Source organism: Klebsiella sp. ZJOU C1, from assembly GCF_035620215.1.
Lineage (GTDB): Bacteria > Pseudomonadota > Gammaproteobacteria > Enterobacterales > Enterobacteriaceae > Klebsiella > Klebsiella variicola.
In genome coordinates this window covers 3,279,037-3,295,558 of sequence record NZ_CP141644.1, presented here as the reverse complement: position 1 = coordinate 3,295,558, position 16,522 = coordinate 3,279,037, and the positions used below count along the sequence as shown (strand labels likewise).

13 protein-coding genes are annotated in these 16,522 nt (G+C 62.2%); 10 read left to right on the top strand and 3 right to left on the bottom strand.

From position 1 onward, the window contains the following. Positions 1–2: 2 nt before the first annotated feature. Both sirB1 and kdsA read left to right on the top strand, forming a co-directional pair. A complete protein-coding gene (sirB1, locus tag SPE70_RS15840; RefSeq protein WP_008804390.1) occupies positions 3–815 on the top strand; it encodes an invasion regulator SirB1 in 813 nt (270 codons plus the stop codon). Between the two features lie 39 nt (positions 816–854). Then, complete coding sequence (kdsA, locus tag SPE70_RS15835) at positions 855–1,709, top strand: 3-deoxy-8-phosphooctulonate synthase (protein ID WP_002910393.1); 855 nt, start codon at positions 855–857, stop codon at positions 1,707–1,709. 87 nt (positions 1,710–1,796) lie between these two features. On the opposite strand, the gene chaA is transcribed toward kdsA, so the two are convergent. Continuing rightward, a complete protein-coding gene (gene chaA, locus SPE70_RS15830) occupies positions 1,797–2,897 on the bottom strand; it encodes a sodium-potassium/proton antiporter ChaA (protein WP_064170561.1) in 1,101 nt (366 codons plus the stop codon). Positions 2,898–3,160: 263 nt separating this feature from the next. Here chaA and chaB point away from each other — a divergent pair, with 263 nt between their 5' ends. Continuing rightward, positions 3,161–3,391, top strand: a complete 231-nt coding sequence (gene chaB, locus SPE70_RS15825; RefSeq protein WP_008804392.1) for a putative cation transport regulator ChaB — start codon at positions 3,161–3,163, stop codon at positions 3,389–3,391. A gap of 136 nt (positions 3,392–3,527) precedes the next feature. After that, positions 3,528–4,208 (top strand): gamma-glutamylcyclotransferase, encoded by a 681-nt coding sequence (locus SPE70_RS15820; RefSeq protein WP_004203203.1) that lies wholly within the window; start codon positions 3,528–3,530, stop codon positions 4,206–4,208. 216 nt (positions 4,209–4,424) lie between these two features. On the opposite strand, the gene SPE70_RS15815 is transcribed toward SPE70_RS15820, so the two are convergent. Together SPE70_RS15815 and SPE70_RS15810 are read right to left on the bottom strand one after the other, a co-directional pair. Beyond that, on the bottom strand, positions 4,425–4,667 hold the full coding sequence (locus tag SPE70_RS15815; protein ID WP_002910387.1) for a DUF1883 domain-containing protein: 243 nt from the start codon (positions 4,665–4,667) through the stop codon (positions 4,425–4,427). 238 nt (positions 4,668–4,905) lie between these two features. After that, a complete protein-coding gene (locus tag SPE70_RS15810; protein ID WP_008804393.1) occupies positions 4,906–5,259 on the bottom strand; it encodes a DsrE/DsrF/TusD sulfur relay family protein in 354 nt (117 codons plus the stop codon). A 68-nt stretch (positions 5,260–5,327) separates the two neighbouring features. On the opposite strand from SPE70_RS15810, the gene nasR reads away from it, so the two are divergent. The 6 genes from nasR (at position 5,328) to SPE70_RS15780 (ending at position 16,376) form a co-directional block, all read left to right on the top strand. After that, a complete protein-coding gene (nasR, locus tag SPE70_RS15805; RefSeq protein WP_012967812.1) occupies positions 5,328–6,509 on the top strand; it encodes a nitrate regulatory protein NasR in 1,182 nt (393 codons plus the stop codon). Between the two features lie 242 nt (positions 6,510–6,751). After that, a complete protein-coding gene (locus SPE70_RS15800; protein WP_032432117.1) occupies positions 6,752–8,008 on the top strand; it encodes a CmpA/NrtA family ABC transporter substrate-binding protein in 1,257 nt (418 codons plus the stop codon). A 1-nt stretch (position 8,009) separates the two neighbouring features. Next, positions 8,010–8,894 (top strand): nitrate ABC transporter permease, encoded by an 885-nt coding sequence (ntrB, locus tag SPE70_RS15795; RefSeq protein WP_008804396.1) that lies wholly within the window; start codon positions 8,010–8,012, stop codon positions 8,892–8,894. 9 nt (positions 8,895–8,903) lie between these two features. Further along, positions 8,904–9,692, top strand: a complete 789-nt coding sequence (locus SPE70_RS15790) for an ABC transporter ATP-binding protein (protein ID WP_004145418.1) — start codon at positions 8,904–8,906, stop codon at positions 9,690–9,692. A 10-nt stretch (positions 9,693–9,702) separates the two neighbouring features. Beyond that, on the top strand, positions 9,703–13,770 hold the full coding sequence (gene nirB / locus SPE70_RS15785) for a nitrite reductase large subunit NirB (RefSeq protein WP_074188508.1): 4,068 nt from the start codon (positions 9,703–9,705) through the stop codon (positions 13,768–13,770). Then, positions 13,770–16,376 (top strand): nitrate reductase, encoded by a 2,607-nt coding sequence (locus SPE70_RS15780; protein ID WP_064170560.1) that lies wholly within the window; start codon positions 13,770–13,772, stop codon positions 16,374–16,376. Before nirB ends, SPE70_RS15780 begins: the two co-directional genes overlap by 1 nt. Positions 16,377–16,522: the final 146 nt, after the last annotated feature.

Here is a 16,522-nt window from a genome sequence, read left to right as displayed (position 1 = left end):
GCATGGGGTCATTAGCGGATTTCGAATTTAACAAAGCGCCATTGTGTGATGGCATGGTCCTCATTTCTGAACAGGTCCGCGACGATTTTCCGTCGCGTTTTGTCGAGGAAGAGCTGCAGCGGCTGCTGCGCCTCGCGCAGGAGGAGATTGCGCCGTCGTGGGACCAGGAACGCCAGATAGAACGCCTGCTGGCGCTGTTTTACGACGAGTGGGGCTTTGGCGCGTCGCAGGGCATTTATCGTCTTTCCGACGCGTTATGGCTGGATAAAGTGCTGGTCAACCGTCAGGGGAGCGCGGTGTCGTTAGGCGCGATCCTGCTGTGGATCGCCCAGCGCCTGGCGCTGCCGGTGGTGCCGGTGATCTTCCCGACCCAAATGCTGTTGCGTGCGGATCCGGAAACCAGCGAAGAGATGTGGCTGATTAATCCGTTTAACGGCGAGACCCTCGACGAACATACCCTGGAGGTATGGCTGAAGGGCAACATCGGGCCGGTGGCGGAACTGTTTAATGAAGATCTCGACGAAGCGGATAACGCCGAGGTGATCCGCAAGCTGCTGGACACCCTGAAGTCGGCGCTGATGGAAGAGCGGCAGATGGAGCTGGCTCTGCGCGCCAGCGAAGCGCTGCTGCAGTTTAACCCGGAAGATCCGTATGAGATCCGCGACCGCGGGCTGATATACGCCCAGCTGGACTGCGATCACGTGGCGCTGTTGGATCTGAGCTATTTCGTTGAGCAGTGCCCGGAGGATCCGATCAGTGAGATGATCCGCGCGCAGATCAACACGATTTCGCACAAACAAATTACATTGCATTAGTCTGGAACCATTCCGGTTACACCCTGATAAGGCGAACTTATGAAACAAAAAGTGGTTAGCATTGGTGATATCAACGTAGCAAACGACCTGCCGTTCGTGCTGTTCGGCGGGATGAACGTGCTGGAGTCGCGCGACCTGGCGATGCGCATCTGCGAACATTATGTCACCGTTACGCAGAAGCTTGGCATCCCCTACGTCTTCAAAGCCTCCTTTGATAAAGCCAACCGTTCCTCCATCCACTCCTATCGTGGTCCGGGTCTGGAAGAAGGGATGAAGATTTTCCAGGAGCTGAAGCAGACCTTTGGCGTGAAAATCATCACCGACGTTCATGAAGCCAGCCAGGCGCAGCCGGTGGCTGACGTGGTGGACGTGATCCAGCTTCCGGCCTTCCTCGCGCGCCAGACTGACCTGGTGGAAGCGATGGCCAAAACCGGGGCGGTGATCAACGTCAAGAAGCCGCAGTTCGTCAGCCCGGGTCAGATGGGCAATATCGTCGATAAGTTTATCGAAGGCGGTAACGACAAAGTGATCCTCTGCGACCGCGGCGCTAACTTCGGTTACGACAACCTGGTCGTGGATATGCTCGGCTTCGGCGTGATGAAGAAAGCCTCCAACAACTCGCCGGTTATCTTCGACGTCACCCACGCGCTGCAGTGCCGTGACCCGTTTGGCGCTGCCTCCGGCGGTCGCCGCGCGCAGGTGAGCGAACTGGCCCGCGCCGGTATGGCGGTAGGTATCGCCGGTCTGTTTATCGAAGCGCATCCGGATCCGGACCACGCGAAATGCGACGGCCCGTCCGCGCTGCCGCTGGATAAACTGGAGCCGTTCCTCAAGCAGATGAAAGCGATTGACGATCTGGTGAAAAGCTTCGACGAGCTGGATACCAGCAAGTAAGCCTGACCGCATCACAGAAAAAGCCTGCCGGTGTTAACACCGGCAGGCTTTTTTTTCGCCCGGACTCCGCCGGGCGGGTAAGCGGGGTCAGGCGAAAATGGTCATCAGATAGGCGGCGAACAGCGCCAGGTGGGCCGCGCCGTTCAGCACATTGGTGCGCCCGGTGGAGAAGGAGATATGGCACAGCACCAGCGAAGCGACCATCACCACCATCTCCGGGGCGCCAAGGCCAAAGCGCAGCTCATTGCCGGTCAGGAAGGCGATGAGGGTGACCACCGGGACCGTCAGCGAGATGGTGGCCAGTACGGAGCCGAAAAACAGGTTCATCGCCCGCTGTACCTGATTGTTGAGCACCGCTTTGAGGGCGCCAAGGCCTTCCGGCGACAGGATCAGCAGGGCCACCAGGAAGCCGGTAAAGGCCACCGGGGCGTTCATGCTGGTCAACAGCGTTTCCAGCGGATTGGCGTTCATTTTGGTGACTGCGATCACTGCCATCAGGTGCACCAGCAGCCAGGCGGTATGCCACCCGCTGCTGTGGGCAGACGGTTTACCGTGGTGCGGGTCGTCATCGTCGCTGTCGTCTTCATGCTCATAAACAAACAGACTCTGATGGGTTTTGGTTTGAATCAGCAGGAAAACGCCGTACATGGCCGCCGAGATCACCGCCACCAGCAGCGATTGCCCGGTGCTGAAGTTTGCGCCCGGCAGCGCCATCGGAAAGACCAGCACGATAATCGCCAGCGGAAACAGGGCGATAAGATACTGCTTAATGCCGAACAGATTCATATATTGGGTGGCAAATTTACGCCCGCCCAGCAGCAGAGAGAAACCGACCAGACCGCCGGTGACGATCATAATAATGGAGTAGAGCGTATCACGCATCAGGGTCGGCGCGGCGTCGCCGGTGGCCATTAAGGCGGAGATCAGACTGACCTCAAGGATAACCACCGACAGACTGAGAATCAGGGAGCCATAGGGTTCGCCCAGGCGGTGGGCGAGGACGTCGGCGTGGCGGACCACGCTGAAGGCGCTGCTTAAAATACCGACCAGCGCGAGGATATTAATTGCGATAACCACTGGCAGTGACTGGCTGCTGCCCCAGAAAAACAGCACCGCCAGCGCCAGCACCGGAAAGACGAGGGAAGACTCCTTATGGCGGGTTTTTACCGCCTCATGTGCATGGGTCATGAACCATCTCCATTTATGCAGGTGTTATAATTATAAAAACGTAGGGCGGTAAAGTAACAGATTTTGATAAATTACCGCTGGTTTTTTACTTAAATTTACGGGTATCGAGTGATATCTTGATTAGTTTATTATAATTTATGTTTACCACTATTTAGTTCTTACTATTCAGATAATTACTAAAATAATTTTTCTACTCATTTTGACCTTGATAGCCAGCCGCTTGCGTACCAGACTTAAATTTAATGCTCAAACAGGAGGTCAGTATGCCCTATCGCAATAAACAAGAACTCCCCGACAGCGTTCAGCATGTTCTGCCTGCTCATGCGCAGGAAATTTATAAAGAAGCGTTTAACAGCGCCTGGGATCAATATAAAGATAAAGATGAGCGGCGCGATGACGCCAGCCGCGAAGAGACGGCGCACAAAGTCGCCTGGGCGGCGGTGAAGAATAGCTACGAGAAAGGCGATGATGATAAGTGGCATAAGAAAAAATAATTGCTGACGCCGCTTTTATGCTTGCCAGCGCCCCGCTGATTGCTTATTGAAGGATAAAGCTGGATAATATTTCAGCAATATTGACGGATGCATGAGACGAACGCCGGGAAGCGGGCAGTGGCGGAGGTAGTAAACAGTGTTAACTCGTGATTTCTTAATGAATGCGGATTGTAAGACAGCGTTTGGCGCTATTGAGGAATCGCTACTCTGGTCGGCAGAACAACGTGCAGCCTCGCTGGCGGCGACGCTGGCCTGCCGCCCGGATGATGGCTCAGTGTGGATCTTTGGCTACGGTTCGCTTATCTGGAACCCGGCGCTCAATTATCGCGAGTCCTGCACCGGGACGCTGCCGGGCTGGCATCGTGCGTTTTGCCTGCGGTTGACCGCCGGGCGCGGTAGCGCCTGCCAGCCGGGACGCATGCTGGCTCTCAAAGAGGGCGGCCGAACCACCGGCGTCGCCTATCGTTTGCCTGACGACACGCTGGAAGAAGAACTGACCCTGCTGTGGAAGCGGGAGATGATCACCGGCTGCTATCTGCCTACCTGGTGCAAGCTGGAGCTGGATGACGGACGGACGGTGAATGCCCTGGTGTTTATTATGGATCCGCGCCACCCACTGTTTGAACCGGATACCAGCGCCCAGGTTATCGCCCCGCTGATCGCCCGGGCCAGCGGGCCGCTCGGCACCAACGCCCAGTATCTGTTTTCGCTCGAGCAGGCGCTAAGCAAGTTGGGGATGCACGACGCCAGTCTCGATGACCTGGTGGCCAGCGTACGCGCGCTGTTGGGCGAGAGTCCGACGCCGGGCCTGGCCTGAGCGCGCGGAAAAGAAAAACGCCCGGCACGGCCGGGCGTCCGATTGCTGACCAGTAAGGAAAAAGCGTGGTTTTTCCTTACTGGTGGCTATCAGCCGAAAATCAATAAATTGATTTTCCCTGTTATTTTTCTGGTGCAATCTGCAAGCACAATGATTGCATGAGGTTTGTCATGAATCTCACGCCCGGCACGGCCGGGCGTGTTCTGATAGTAACTGTCAGGCTGGCACGTAGCTGATGGAGTGCTCCAGTGACTGGCTGTGACTGTCGATAAGCACGTTCCAGGTGCCGCTGTAGGGCACCGTCAGATAGGCGCTGTCCCGATCCTGCACGCTCAGAATATCCGCATGGCTATCGCCCGGGACCTTCGCGCTCATTAGATGAATATGGCAGCGCTCTGAACATCGCACCACCAGTGTGTCACCACCAAATAACGTCAAACTTGCTTTAACCATCGCCATTTTTGTACCCCGTTTCTGTCCCGCTACAGCATCCTGCCCACCCAGTCCTCGCGTGATATTGTTCACACTTTGCTCTGTGCATCACACCAAACGGCGCGGGCCGGGATGCTGATTTTGATCAAAAAAAGGGATAAAGATTAAACAAAAATGACGTTGTTCCTGAAAGCATTCAGCTAACGTTTTTTTTGTCTCTTCAAGCGCCAATACGTGACATTTCATCCCGTTCGACGGCCTACATTCAGAAGGTCAGCACTTTATCTGCCGCCAGCGTCCACTGGGCCAGCTCAACCAGAGTACCGACCTCCACGCCGTCAATCAGCGGTAGCGCGCTGACGCCGCGGCCGTCCGCGCAGGTTTTGCACAACTTCACCGGCACCTGCTGGGCGGTGAGGATCTCCAGCATCTGCTGCACATTGTATCCTTCCGCCGGCTTCTGCCCGCGCAGCCCGGCGGTGACGGCGTCGGACATCAGAAACAGCCTGAGATCGAGGTCGGACTGTTGCTCGCGCAGGGCAATGGCCAGGCGCAGGCTGTTGAACAGGGATTCGCTGCCATAGGCGGCGCCGTTGGCGATAATCACAATACGTTGCATACAAACTCCTTCTTAAAGGCACGGTTATTGCTTTACCGCAGTATAAAGCGTTAACCCGGAGGAGGGGTATGAATAATACGACTGGTCACGCGCACGATGAGACGGCCTGGCTGCAGCTGGCGCGTCGCCTGCAAAAACAACAGCTTCAGCAGCTTAGCCAACTGGGAGAACTGGCCAGCCAGCTCAGCGCGCTGGTGCATATGCTGCAGTGTGAGCGCGGGGCATCGAATATTTTTCTTTGCTCGGGCGGCCAACTGTATGCGGCGGAGTGTCGGGCGGGCGGGGCGCTGGTTGATGAGCGGTTAGCGCTGTTCTATGCCAGCCTCGAACGGGCACGTACGGTCGCCGGCAGCGCGCTGTGCTGGCGCATTGCCAGGGCGGTTGGCGATCTGCTGCAGCTTCCGGCGCTGCGTGAGCAGATCGCCCGCCGGCAGATTGCCGCGGAAGCCGCGACGGAGCAATTCAGCCGTGTCATCCGCCATCTGCTGAACATCGTCCCGCAGCTCAATGACAGCATTGACGATCCGCCGGTGGCCGGCCGCATGGTCGCGCTGTACAGCTTTATGCAGGGTAAAGAGCTGGTGGGTCAGGAGCGCGCGCTGGGCGCTCTGGGCTTTACCCGCGGCGAGTTCAGCGACAGCCTGCGCCAGCAGCTGGTGGACCGTATTGACGGTCAGCAGCCCTGCTTCGACAGCTTTCAGGCGCTGGGCAGCCCGGCGACCGTCCAGCTGTTTATCACCCAATGCCAGGCCGGCCTGGACATTGAGCAGCTGCGGCGGATCGCCTGCACCCGCCAGCCGGCCGCCGACGGCGGGGAAACGGCGCTGCGCTGGTTTGGCCTGCAAACCCAGCGGCTTGAACACCTGCGCGAAGTGGAAGAGCAATTGATCGACGATCTACTGAACGCCACCGACACGCTGTTAGTGGACGACGCGCCTGGCTGGCTGCCCGGCGAGGAAGTCGATACCCTGACGCCGCATCTGGATAAACAGCTGCTGCCGCTGGTGCGCCAGCAGGCCTATGAGCTACAGCAGCTCTCCAGCCAGCTGGCCTCGCTGAAAGACGCGCTCGAAGAACGCAAGCTGATAGAAAAAGCGAAAAGCCTGCTGATGACGCACCAGGGAATGCAGGAGGAGCAGGCCTGGCAGACGCTGCGCAAGATGGCCATGGACAAAAACCAGCGCATGGTTGAGATAGCCCGCGCGCTGCTGATGGTGAAGGCGATTTGGCCGCTAACACCAAAGGAGTAGATGCACAATCGATGGGCATTCTTTGCCTGCCGGCGGTGCACTTTTACGTGAAAAACCGGCCAACGTTGGGAAAAAGCCTGCCAGCGCGCCATTGCCAAAGCTGGCATCCCGTTTGCATTACTTATTGAGTGAATAAAAGTCCGGACAACGAACCAATGGCGGTTCGGGTGTCCGTGGATAAAGGCGTCCTGCAGTGCGTATGCACTGTCGGACGCTTTTTTTTTGCGCGTGGTGGAGCGGATATGAGCGACAAGTTTTCAATTTCCCGGCGGCGCTTGCTGCAGGCAGGGGCCGCGCTGGGCGGCGCGATGCTGCTGCCGGGGGTGATGCAGGCCGCATGGGCCGGCGGATCGGACAAACCGGAGCAAACCCGCGTGCGGGTCGGATTTATTCCGCTGACCGATTGCGCGCCGCTGGCTATCGCCGCGGCGAAGGGGTTTGACAAAAAGTATGGCATCACCCTGGTGGCGAGTAAGGAAGCCAGCTGGGCGGCGGTGCGCGACAAGCTGGTGGCCGGCGAGCTGGACGCGGCGCATATTCTCTACGGCCTGCTGTACGGTCTTGAACTGGGGATCGCCAGCAAGCCGCAGGCGATGGCTAATCTGATGACCCTCAACCGCAATGGTCAGGCCATCACCCTCTCCGGTGAATTGCAGGAGAAAGGGGTAACCGACCTCGGCGGGCTGAAACGGCTGATCGACCGCAGCGCGCCGGGCAGCTACACCTTCGCCCATACCTTTCCCACCGGCACCCATGCCATGTGGCTCTACTACTGGCTGGCGAGCGCCGGCATCGATCCCTTTAACGATGTGCGCACCGTCGTGGTGCCGCCGCCGCAGATGGTGATGAACATGCGCATCGGCAATATGAGCGGCTTTTGCGTCGGCGAGCCGTGGAACGCGCGCGCCATTAACGACCGCATTGGCTTCACCGCGGCCACTTCCCAGGATATCTGGCCCGAGCATCCGGAAAAGGTGCTGGGCACCCGTCGCGACTGGGTGGAACGTAACCCGAACACCGCCCGCGCACTGGTGGCGGCCCTGATGGAGGCGCAGCGCTGGATCGCCGCCTCGCCGGAGAACACTCAGGAGACGGCCCGCCTGCTCGCCAGACGCGGCTGGCTCAATACCAAGGAACAGTACCTCACCGGCCGGATGCTGGGGGAGTATGACAACGGTCTCGGCCGCCGCTGGCAGGATGCCCATCCGATGCGCTTCTGGGCCGGGGGCGAGGTGAGTTTCCCCTGGCTGTCGGACGGAATGTGGTTCCTCACCCAGTTCCGCCGCTGGGGGTTGCTGAAGCAGGCTCCGGATTACCTCGCGGTGGCGTCGCGCATTAACCGCATCGACGTCTGGCAGGCTGCCGCCCAGGCGGTCGGCGGGATCAGCACCCCGGCAGCCACGATGCGTAACAGCACACTGATGGACGGTACGGTCTGGAACGGGTCTGACCCGGAAGGCTACGCCCGCCATTTTGCCATTCAACGTAAGGGGGCATGAGATGAAGCAGGCACAACGTAAGCAACCGGTCGTCAGCGTGGAGAACGCGCCTGGCGAAGTGATTATCCTGCCGCCGGTGCAGGTCCGGCGCACCACGCCAACCGTCACGCGCTGGCTGCGTGAGCTCATTCAGCGCCTGCTGCCCCCGCTGTTGGGGTTGGGGGTGCTGCTGCTGGCCTGGCAGCTGGCGGCGATGCACAGCAAAGGTTTTCCCACGCCGCTGAGCACGCTGGACTCGGCGCTGACGCTGTTTGCCGATCCGTTCTATCAGGACGGGCCCAATGACATGGGCATCGGCTGGAACGTGCTGGCCTCCCTGCAGCGCGTGGCGGTGGGCTTCGGCCTGGCGGCGCTGGCGGGCATTCCGCTGGGGTTTTTGATCGGCCGTTCGCTGTTCTTCGCCCGCATGTTTAATCCGCTGATTGCCCTGCTGCGCCCGGTCAGCCCGCTGGCCTGGCTGCCGATTGGCCTGCTGCTGTTCCAGAAGGCGGAGCCGGCCTCCAGCTGGACCATTTTTATCTGCTCCATCTGGCCGATGGTGATCAACACCGCGGAAGGCGTGCGGCGGATCCCGCAGGACTATCTCAATGTCGCCCGCGTCCTCCAGCTCTCGGAGTGGACGGTGATGCGCAAAATTCTCTTTCCGGCAGTGCTGCCGGCGGTGCTCACCGGCGTGCGTCTCTCCATCGGCATCGCCTGGCTGGTGATCGTGGCGGCGGAAATGCTCACCGGCGGGCTGGGGATCGGCTTCTGGATCTGGAACGAGTGGAACAACCTCAATGTGGAAAACATCATCATCGCCATCGTCATTATCGGCGTCGTCGGCCTGCTGCTGGAGCAGGGTCTGATGCTGCTCGCCCGCCGCTTTAGCTGGCAGGACAAATAAGGAGCCAACATGAAACCATTAATTCAGGTGCAGGCCGTCAGCCAGCGCTTTAACACCGCCAGCGGCGAGTTCCTGGCGCTGCAGAATGTTTCCTTCGATATCGTCGAAGGGGAGACCATCAGTCTGATCGGCCACTCGGGCTGCGGAAAATCGACCCTGCTGAATCTGATCGCCGGGATCACGACGCCCACCGAGGGCGGACTGCTGTGCGATAACCGGGAAATCGCCGGGCCCGGGCCGGAGCGGGCGGTGGTTTTCCAGAACCACTCGCTACTGCCGTGGCTGAGCTGTTTCGATAATGTGGCGCTGGCGGTGGATCAGGTGTTCCGTCGCACCATGAGCAAGAGTGAGCGCCGGGAGTGGATCGAACACAACCTGGCGCGCGTGCAGATGGGGCATGCGCTGCACAAACGGCCCGGGGAGATCTCCGGCGGTATGAAGCAGCGGGTAGGTATCGCCCGGGCGCTGGCGATGAAGCCGAAGGTGCTGTTGCTTGATGAGCCCTTCGGCGCCCTGGACGCGCTGACCCGCGCTCACCTTCAGGACACGGTGATGCATATCCAGCAGGAGCTTAATACCACCATCGTCATGATCACCCACGACGTTGATGAAGCGGTGCTGCTCTCGGATCGGGTGCTGATGATGACCAACGGTCCGGCGGCGACGGTCGGCGAGATCCTCGCGGTCGATCTGCCGCGTCCGCGTCACCGCGTTCAGCTGGCGGACGACAGCCGGTATCACCATCTGCGCCAGCAGATCCTGCATTTTTTGTATGAAAAACAGCCGAAAGCGGCGTGAGGAGGCGGTCATGACGCGGCGACTGGTGGTGATCGGTAACGGCATGGCGGCCACCCGACTGGTGCAGCGACTGGTTGAGCGCGACCCCGCGCAGTTTGCCATTACTGTCGTCGGCGACGAGCCGCATCCGGCCTATAACCGCATTCAGCTCTCGCCGCTGCTGGCTGGCGAAAAAACGGCGGCGCAGCTCCCATTGCTGCCGGCGGAGTGGTACACCCGGCACGGGGTGTGCCTGCGGTCCGGCGAGGCGGTCGATGAAGTCGATGTTGAGCAACGGCGGCTGCGCATCGCGGAAACCTGGCTACCGTGGGACGAGCTGGTGTTCGCCACCGGTTCGCGGCCCTTTATCCCGCCGCTGCCGGGCCGTGATCGTCCGCAGGTTATCCCCTTCCGCACCCTGGCGGACGTGGAACGTATTTTGGCGATACCCGGGCCGGCGGTGGTGATTGGCGGTGGGGTTCTGGGTGTGGAAGCGGCGGCGGCGCTGCGTCGCCACGGCGGGGAGGTCACTCTTCTGCATCGCGGCAGCGGATTAATGGCGCCGCTGACCGACGCTTTTGCCGCCGATGAGCTCAGGCAGCAGCTTGAAGCGCGCGGCATCCGCTGTGTGCTGGAATGCCGGATCGCCGCCATCGAAGAGGATGGCGTGCGGCTGGCGGACGGGCGCGCTTTCCGTGCCGCCAGAGTGGTGCTGGCCGCCGGCGTGCAGCCTAACAGCCGTCTGGCGGCGCAGAGCGGCGTGCTGTGTCAGCGGGGGATCGTGGTTGACCGCCAGATGGCCGCCTCGCTGCCGGGGATCAGCGCCGTCGGGGAATGTTGCGAAATTGACGGCCAGACCTGGGGGCTGGTGGCTCCCTGCCTGCGCCAGGCCGAGGTACTGGCGGATCGCCTGTGCGGCGCCCCCGGTGAGGGCTTTGTCTGGCAGGACGCCGGGACCCGCCTGAAGGTTACCGGCATTGAACTCTTTAGCGTCGGGGAGCAGCAGGCCGGCGAACAGGATGACATCTATACCAGCTGGGACCCCATCGATCGCCACTACCGTCGCCTGCTGCTGCGCGACGGCCGCCTGCGCGGCGTGCTGCTGATGGGCGACTGCACCGCCGCCGCCGCGCTCACCGCGCGCCTGGAAAGCGACGAGCCCGCCACCGCGGACTGGCTTTTTGACCCCTCTTCAACGCAGCCGCAGGCTGCAGGAATAATGACGATGACGAAACCTGTATTAGTGCTGGTGGGACATGGCATGGTCGGCCACCATTTTCTCGAACAATGCGTGAGCCGCAACCTGCATCAGCAATATCGAATCGTGGTGTTTGGCGAAGAGCGTTACGCCGCCTACGACCGGGTCCATCTCTCCGAATATTTCGCCGGGCGCAGCGCTCAATCGCTGTCGCTGGTGGCCGATGATTTCTTTCACCAGCACGGCATCGAACTCCGCCTCGGCGAGGCGGTGGCGACGATCGACCGCGACGCGCGGCTGGTGCGAGACGCCGAGGGACATGAAACCCACTGGGATAAACTGGTGCTGGCGACCGGCTCCTATCCCTTTGTTCCGCCGATCCCTGGCAACGATCTCGACGGGTGCTTTGTCTACCGCACTCTTGACGATCTCGACCGTATCGCCGCCCATGCCGCCGCGGCGAAGACCGGAGTGGTTATCGGCGGCGGCCTGCTCGGGCTGGAGGCGGCTAACGCCCTGAAACAGCTGGGGCTGGACACGCACGTAGTGGAGTTTGCCCCGAACCTGATGGCCGTCCAGCTGGATAACGGCGGGGCGGCGATGCTGCGGGAGAAGATCGTCGCCCTCGGCGTGGGGGTGCATACCAGCAAAGCGACCACCGCCATCGTGCGCGAGGCCGACGGCCTGCGGCTGAACTTTGCCGACGGCGGCGCGCTGCGGACCGACATGGTGGTCTTCTCGGCGGGGATCCGTCCGCAGGACGCGCTGGCCCGCGGTTGCATGCTGCAGGTGGGCGAACGCGGGGGCATTCACATCGACGGCCAGTGCCGCACCTCTGACCCGGACGTGCTGGCGATAGGCGAATGCGCCCTGTGGGACAATAAAATTTACGGTCTGGTGGCGCCGGGCTACCAGATGGCGCGTATCGCCGCGGCCACCCTCGCGGGAGAAGACGCCTGCTTTAGCGGCGCCGACATGAGTACCAAACTGAAGCTGCTGGGGGTAGACGTCGCCTCATTTGGCGATGCGCAGGGGCGCACGCCGGGCTGCCAGAGCTATCAATGGACCGACGGTCCGCAGCAGGTGTACAAAAAAATCGTCGTCAGTCAGGACGGCAAAACCCTGCTTGGCGGCGTGCTGGTGGGGGAGGCCAGCGACTATGCCACGCTGCTGCAGATGATGCTGAACGGCATGGCGCTGCCGCCGCGTCCGGAGAGCCTGATCCTGCCCGCGCTGGAGGGCGCCGCGCCGAAGGCGCTCGGCGTCGCGGCGCTGCCCGACAGCGCGCCGATCTGCTCCTGCCATAATGTCAGCAAAGGCGATATCTGCCAGGCGGTGAACAATGGGGCGGGGGATATGGCGGCGATAAAAAGCTGCACCAGAGCGGCCACCGGCTGCGGCGGCTGCAGCGCGCTGGTGAAACAGGTGATGGAGTACCAGCTGGCGGAGCAGGGCGTCGAAGTGAAAAAAGACGTCTGCGAGCATTTCCCGTGGTCGCGCCAGGAGATTTACCACCTGGTACGGGTCAATCATATCCATACCTTCGAGCAGCTGATTAGCCGCTACGGCCAGGGACACGGCTGTGATGTCTGCAAACCGCTGGTGGCCTCGGTGCTGGCTTCCTGCTGGAACGAGTACCTGCTGAAGCCGGCGCACCTGCCGCTGCAGGATACCAACGACCGCTATTTCGCCAATATTCAGAAGGACGGGAGCTATTCGGTGGTGCCGCGGATGGCGGCGGGGGAAGTGACGCCGGACGGGCTGATCGCTATCGGGCAGATCGCCAAACGTTACCAGCTCTACAGCAAAGTGACCGGCGGCCAGCGTATCGATCTGTTTGGCGCGCGGCTGGAACAGCTGCCGGCTATCTGGCGCGAGCTGGCCGACGCCGGGTTTGAAACCGGCCACGCCTACGGCAAGTCGCTGCGCACGGTGAAATCCTGCGTCGGCTCAACCTGGTGTCGCTACGGCGTGCAGGATTCCACCGGGCTCGCCGTGCGGCTCGAGCATCGCTATAAAGGGCTGCGCGCCCCGCACAAAATCAAGATGGCGGTCTCCGGCTGCACCCGCGAATGCGCCGAAGCCCAGGGGAAAGATATCGGAGTGATTGCCACCGATAAAGGCTGGAATCTATACGTCTGCGGCAACGGCGGGATGAAACCGCGTCACGCCGACCTGTTTGCCAGCGATCTCGACGAAGCGACGCTGATCCGCAGCATCGATCGTCTGCTGATGTTCTATATCCGTACCGCCGATCGCCTGCAGCGGACCAGCACCTGGATGGATAACCTGGAGGGCGGCGTCGCCTATCTGCGGCAGGTGGTGCTGGAGGATAGTCTCGGCATTGGCGAGGAGCTGGAGCAGGAGATGGCCCGGATCGTCGACAGCTACCAGTGCGAGTGGCAGACCACCCTCAACGATCCGCAGCGTCTGGCGCTGTTCCGCTCCTTCGTGAACAGCGACCAGCCGGACGAGGCGGTGCAGCGTCACGAGCTGCGTGGTCAGCCGCAGCTGTTGCTGACTGAGACGTTGCCCGAGGGCGAACTCCCATCCCGGCCGTGGCAGGCGGTATGCGACCTTGACGCCATCCCGGCGCAGGCGGGGATCGGCGCCCGCTTAGGGGAGCGGCAGATTGCCCTGTTCCGCTTTGGCGATCGGGTCTACGCCCTGGACAACCGCGAGCCGGGCAGTGCGGCCAACGTGCTGTCACGCGGGCTGTTAGGGGACGTCGGCGGCGAGCCGGTGGTGATCTCCCCGCTGTACAAACAGCGGATCCGCCTGCGTGACGGCTGGCCGTGCGACGGCAGTGAACAGGCGGTACGCGCCTGGCCGGTGAAAGTGGAAAACGGCAAAGTGTGGGTGGGCAGCCAGCAGCTGCTGGCCCGAGCGGAGGCCTCCTGATGCAGACCATCCGAACGACCTGCCCCTACTGCGGCGTAGGCTGCGGGGTGCTGGCGAGCGTGGACGACGCGGGGCAGGTGAGCGTGCGCGGCGACGATCAGCACCCGGCCAACCTCGGCCGCCTGTGCGTCAAAGGGGCGGCCCTCGGGGAGACCACGGGCCTGGCGGGGCGGCTGCTGGCGCCGGAGGTGGACGGCCAGCAAGTAGCCTGGCCTCAGGCGCTGGCGGAGACCGCTGCGCGCCTGCAACAGGTTATCGACCAGCACGGCCCGCAGGCGGTGGCCTTCTACGCCTCTGGCCAGCTGTTAACCGAGGATTACTATGCCGCCAACAAGCTGATGAAGGGATTTATCGGCGCGGCGAACATCGACACCAATTCGCGGCTGTGCATGTCGTCGGCGGTGACCGGCTACAAACGGGCCTTTGGCGCCGATGTGGTGCCCTGTAGCTATGAGGATGTGGAAAACAGCGATCTGGTGGTGCTGGTCGGCTCGAACGCCGCCTGGGCGCACCCGGTGCTGTTCCAGCGGCTGGCGCAGGCGAAGCGGGATAATCCCCGACTGCGGATCGTGGTGATCGACCCCCGGCGCACCGCCACCTGCGAGATCGCCGACCGCCATCTGGCGCTGGCCCCGGGGAGCGACGGTGGGCTGTTCGTGGGGCTGCTTAACGCCGTGGCGCAGGCCGGAGCCTGCATCGACGGCTTTCGCGATGGCTCACAGGCGCTGGCCGAGGCGAGAGGCTGGGACGTGGCGAAGGTAGCGGATTTTTGCGGCCTGACTGTCGATGAGGTGGCGGCCTTCTATCGCGAGTTTATCGCCGCCCCGCGGGCGATCACCCTCTACACCATGGGAATCAATCAATCCGCCAGCGGCAGCGACAAATGTAACGCCATCATCAACGTCCATCTGGCCAGCGGGAAGTATGGCCGCCCCGGCTGCGGCCCCTTTTCGCTGACCGGTCAACCCAACGCCATGGGCGGCCGCGAAGTCGGCGGGCTGGCGACGATGCTGGCCGCGCACATGGATTTTGTGCCAGACGATCTGCAGCGGCTGGCCCGCTTCTGGGGGACGGAACGGCTGGCGCAGACCCCGGGACTGACCGCCGTGGAGCTGTTTGCCGCCATTGGCCGCGGCGAGGTCAAAGCGGTGTGGATCATGGGCACCAACCCGGTGGTGTCGCTCCCTGACAGCCACGCGGTGAGCCAGGCGCTGGCCGCCTGTCCGCTGGTGATCGTCTCGGATGTCGCCGCCCAGACCGATACCGGACATTTCGCCCACATCCGCTTTCCGGCGCTGGCCTGGGGCGAGAAGAATGGCACGGTCACCAACTCGGAGCGGCGGATCTCCCGTCAGCGCAGCTTCCTGCCGCCGCCGGGGGAGGCGAAAGCGGACTGGTGGATCATCGCCAGAGTGGGGCAGGCGCTGGGGTATCGCGAGGCGTTTGCCTGGCAGCATCCGCATGACGTCTTCCGCGAGCATGCGGCGCTGTCCGGTTTCGAAAACGACGGTCAGCGGGCGTTTGATATCGGCGCGCTGGCGGATCTCAGCCGTGAGGCGTGGGACGCCATGGCGCCGGTGCGCTGGCCGGTCAGCCGCAGCGAGGCCGCCTGGGATATCGCGCGCGGCTGGCATGGCGATGGCAGGCTGCGGATGGTGCCGGTGACGCCTCAACCGACCCGGGCGACAACCGATGTCTTTTATCCGCTGATCCTCAACAGCGGGCGGATCCGCGATCAGTGGCACACCATGACCCGTACCGGCGCGGTGCCGCGGCTGATGCAGCACATCGCGGAGCCGGTGGTGGAGGTGGCGCCGCAGGATGCCGTTCGCTACCAGCTTCCCGCCGACGGGCTGGCGCGGATCTGGTCGCGGCATGGGGTGATGGTGGCGAAAGTGACGATCAGTGAAGGGCAGCGCCCCGGCTCGCTGTTTGTTCCGATGCACTGGAACAATCAGTTTGCCCGTCAGGGGCGGGTGAATAACCTGCTGGCCGCCGTCACCGACCCGTATTCCGGCCAGCCGGAAAGTAAACAGGCGGCGGTGGCCATCGCCGCCTGGCAACCGGCCTGGCACAGCGAGCTGCTTTGTCGCGAACCGCTGCCGTTTCCAGCGGCCTGGCACTGGCGGCGGCGGGCAGCGCCTGGCGTGCTGCACTATTCGCTGGCCGGGGAGGCGTCTGCCCGACAGTGGATCAGCGCGTGGTGCGCCCGGCGCGGCTGGCAGCTACAGGTGGCTGACGGCGGCGCGGTATGGAACCTGCTGGCCTGGCATCAGGGGAGTCTGATGCTCGGCTGGTGGAGCGATGCGCGCGAGCCGGCGGTGGATAGCGTATGGATAAGCGCCGCCTTTGCCGCGCCGCCGTCCGATGCCGTCCAGCGACATGCGTTGCTTAGCGGCCGACCGGGCGCCGCCGTCGCCCCGCGGGGGCGGATCGTCTGTAGCTGCTTTGGCGTGGGGGAACGGTCAATTAACGAGGCTATCGCCAGCGGCTGCGCCAGCGTCGGGGCGCTGGGTGGAAAGCTGAAATGCGGGACCAACTGCGGCTCCTGCGTGCCGGAACTCAACGCGCTGCTGGCGGCGCAACGAACCCGAACCCAGGCGTAACGGTGGCGCGCAGCGACGGCTCCGGTTGGGCGACACCTTGCCCAACCGGTTTCAGTATATTCCTGGAATTGCCCACAGGGCTGCGGGAGCAGGGAAAAAACGATAAACTAACATTTCTTCCCATTTTTGTGAGCCTGCTCAAAATC

Excerpts from the sequence above, each read along its gene's own strand:
- SPE70_RS15815 (WP_002910387.1), bottom strand. The coding sequence starts at position 4,667 with ATGGCGATGGTTAAAGCAAGTTTGACGTTATTTGGTGGTGACACACTG.
- SPE70_RS15790 (WP_004145418.1), top strand. The coding sequence starts at position 8,904 with ATGAAACCATTAATTCAGGTGCAGGCCGTCAGCCAGCGCTTTAACACC.
- SPE70_RS15780 (WP_064170560.1), top strand. The coding sequence starts at position 13,770 with ATGCAGACCATCCGAACGACCTGCCCCTACTGCGGCGTAGGCTGCGGG.
- ntrB (WP_008804396.1), top strand. The coding sequence starts at position 8,010 with ATGAAGCAGGCACAACGTAAGCAACCGGTCGTCAGCGTGGAGAACGCG.
- nirB (WP_074188508.1), top strand. The coding sequence starts at position 9,703 with ATGACGCGGCGACTGGTGGTGATCGGTAACGGCATGGCGGCCACCCGA.
- SPE70_RS15810 (WP_008804393.1), bottom strand. The coding sequence starts at position 5,259 with ATGCAACGTATTGTGATTATCGCCAACGGCGCCGCCTATGGCAGCGAA.
- chaA (WP_064170561.1), bottom strand. The coding sequence starts at position 2,897 with ATGACCCATGCACATGAGGCGGTAAAAACCCGCCATAAGGAGTCTTCC.
- SPE70_RS15800 (WP_032432117.1), top strand. The coding sequence starts at position 6,752 with ATGAGCGACAAGTTTTCAATTTCCCGGCGGCGCTTGCTGCAGGCAGGG.
- kdsA (WP_002910393.1), top strand. The coding sequence starts at position 855 with ATGAAACAAAAAGTGGTTAGCATTGGTGATATCAACGTAGCAAACGAC.
- nasR (WP_012967812.1), top strand. The coding sequence starts at position 5,328 with ATGAATAATACGACTGGTCACGCGCACGATGAGACGGCCTGGCTGCAG.
- chaB (WP_008804392.1), top strand. The coding sequence starts at position 3,161 with ATGCCCTATCGCAATAAACAAGAACTCCCCGACAGCGTTCAGCATGTT.
- sirB1 (WP_008804390.1), top strand. The coding sequence starts at position 3 with ATGGGGTCATTAGCGGATTTCGAATTTAACAAAGCGCCATTGTGTGAT.